1 rRNA gene is annotated in these 2,937 nt (G+C 51.8%); it reads left to right on the forward strand.

Going from position 1 to position 2,937, the window contains the following annotated elements:
* The first annotated feature begins 4 nt into the window (after positions 1-4).
* Positions 5-2,935, forward strand: a 23S ribosomal RNA gene (locus IRY55_RS13290).
* The last annotated feature ends 2 nt before the right edge of the window (positions 2,936-2,937 follow it).

Here is a 2,937-nt window from a genome sequence, read left to right on the forward strand (position 1 = left end):
TTTAGGTTAAGTGAACAAGGGCGCATGGCGGATGCCTTGGCACTAGAAGTCGATGAAGGACGGAACTAACACCGATATGCTTCGGGGAGCTGTAAGTAAGCGTTGATCCGAAGATTTCCGAATGGGGGAACCCACTATTCGTAATGGAATAGTACACTTGCGTGAATACATAGCGCAATGTGAGACAGACCCGGAGAACTGAAACATCTAAGTACCCGGAGGAAGAGAAAGAAAAATCGATTCCCTTAGTAGCGGCGAGCGAACAGGGAAGAGCCCAAACCGAGAAGCTTGCTTCTCGGGGTTGTAGGACACTCTACATAGAGTTACAAAAGAATTTGTTAAATGAAGCGACCTGGAAAGGTCCACCGCAGAAGGTAATAGTCCTGTAGTTGAAAGCAAATTCACTCTTGAGTGGATCCTGAGTACGGCGGAACACGTGAAATTCCGTCGGAATCTGGGAGGACCATCTCCCAAGGCTAAATACTCTCTAGTGACCGATAGTGAACCAGTACCGTGAGGGAAAGGTGAAAAGCACCCCGGAAGGGGAGTGAAAAAGATCCTGAAACCATGTGCCTACAAGTAGTCAGAGCCCGTTAATGGGTGATGGCGTGCCTTTTGTAGAATGAACCGGCGAGTTACGATATCGTGCAAGGTTAAGCAGTGAATGTGGAGCCGCAGCGAAAGCGAGTCTGAATAGGGCGAATAAGTACGGTGTCGTAGACCCGAAACCAGGTGATCTACCCATGTCCAGGGTGAAGGTAAGGTAATACTTACTGGAGGCCCGAACCCACGTATGTTGAAAAATGCGGGGATGAGGTGTGGGTAGCGGTGAAATTCCAATCGAACCTGGAAATAGCTGGTTCTCTCCGAAATAGCTTTAGGGCTAGCCTCGAACAATTGAATCTCGGAGGTAGAGCACTGTTTGGACTAGGGGCCCATCCCGGGTTACCGAATTCAGACAAACTCCGAATGCCGATGATTTAAGTTCGGGAGTCAGACTGTGGGTGATAAGATCCATCGTCGAGAGGGGAACAGCCCAGACCGCCGATTAAGGTCCCTAAATATCTGTTAAGTGGAAAAGGATGTGGCGTTGCCCAGACAACCAGGATGTTGGCTTAGAAGCAGCCACCATTTAAAGAGTGCGTAATAGCTCACTGGTCGAGTGGCGCTGCGCCGAAAATGTACCGGGGCTAAACAGATTACCGAAATCGCGGATTGATACCTATGGTATCAGTGGTAGGAGAGCGTTCTAAGGGCGTCGAAGCATGATCGTAAGAACGTGTGGAGCGCTTAGAAGTGAGAATGCCGGTATGAGTAGCGAAAGACAAGTGAGAATCTTGTCCACCGAATACCTAAGGTTTCCTGAGGAAGGCTCGTCCGCTCAGGGTTAGTCGGGTCCTAAGCCGAGGCTGAAAAGCGTAGGCGATGGCCAACAGGTTGATATTCCTGTACCACCTCCCCGCCGCTTGAGTGATGGGGGGACGCAGTAAGATAGGGTAAGCGCACCGTTGGTTGTGTGCGTCGAAGCAGTGAGGTGTGAAACGAGGCAAATCCCGTTTCTCTAACATTGAGCTGTGATCGCGAGGCAATTGTGCCGAAGTTCCTGATTCTACGCTGCCAAGAAAAGCCTCTAACGAGGCGGGAGGTGCCCGTACCGCAAACCGACACAGGTAGGTGAGGAGAGAATCCTAAGGTGATCGAGTGAACTCTCGTTAAGGAACTCGGCAAAATGACCCCGTAACTTCGGGAGAAGGGGTGCTCTGTTAGGGTGAAAGCCCGAGAGAGCCGCAGTGAATAGGCCCAGGCGACTGTTTAGCAAAAACACAGGTCTCTGCAAAACCGTAAGGTGACGTATAGGGGCTGACGCCTGCCCGGTGCTGGAAGGTTAAGAGGAAGGGTTAGCTTCGGCGAAGCTCTGAATTGAAGCCCCAGTAAACGGCGGCCGTAACTATAACGGTCCTAAGGTAGCGAAATTCCTTGTCGGGTAAGTTCCGACCCGCACGAAAGGCGTAACGATCTGGGCACTGTCTCAACGAGAGACTCGGTGAAATTATACTCTGCGTGAAGATGCGCAGTACCCGCGACAGGACGGAAAGACCCCGTGGAGCTTTACTGTAACCTGATATTGAATTTCGGTTCAGTCTGTACAGGATAGGTAGGAGCCTTAGAACTCGGAGCGCCAGCTTCGAGGGAGGCGTTGGTGGGATACTACCCTGACTGAATTGAAATTCTAACCCATACCCCTTAGCGGGGTAGGCGACAGTGTCAGGCGGGCAGTTTGACTGGGGCGGTCGCCTCCTAAAGTGTAACGGAGGCGCCCAAAGGTTCCCTCAGAATGGTTGGACATCATTCGTAGAGTGCAAAGGCATAAGGGAGCTTGACTGCGAGACCTACAAGTCGAGCAGGGTCGAAAGACGGGCTTAGTGATCCGGTGGTTCCGCATGGAAGGGCCATCGCTCAACGGATAAAAGCTACCCCGGGGATAACAGGCTTATCTCCCCCAAGAGTTCACATCGACGGGGAGGTTTGGCACCTCGATGTCGGCTCATCGCATCCTGGAGCTGTAGTCGGTTCCAAGGGTTGGGCTGTTCGCCCATTAAAGCGGTACGCGAGCTGGGTTCAGAACGTCGTGAGACAGTTCGGTCCCTATCCGTCGTGGGCGTTGGAAATTTGAGAGGAGCTGTCCTTAGTACGAGAGGACCGGGATGGACACACCGCTGGTGTACCAGTTGTCTTGCCAAAGGCATCGCTGGGTAGCTACGTGTGGACGGGATAAATGCTGAAAGCATCTAAGCATGAAGCCCCCCTCAAGATGAGATTTCCCATTGTTTCAAACAAGTAAGATCCCTCAAAGATGATGAGGTAGATAGGTCTCGGGTGGAAGTGTGGCGACATACGGAGCTGAGAGATACTAATCGATCGAGGACTTAACCTATA

The sequence above is a fragment of the Savagea serpentis genome (assembly GCF_015351395.1).
GTDB lineage: Bacteria > Bacillota > Bacilli > Bacillales_A > Planococcaceae > Savagea > Savagea serpentis.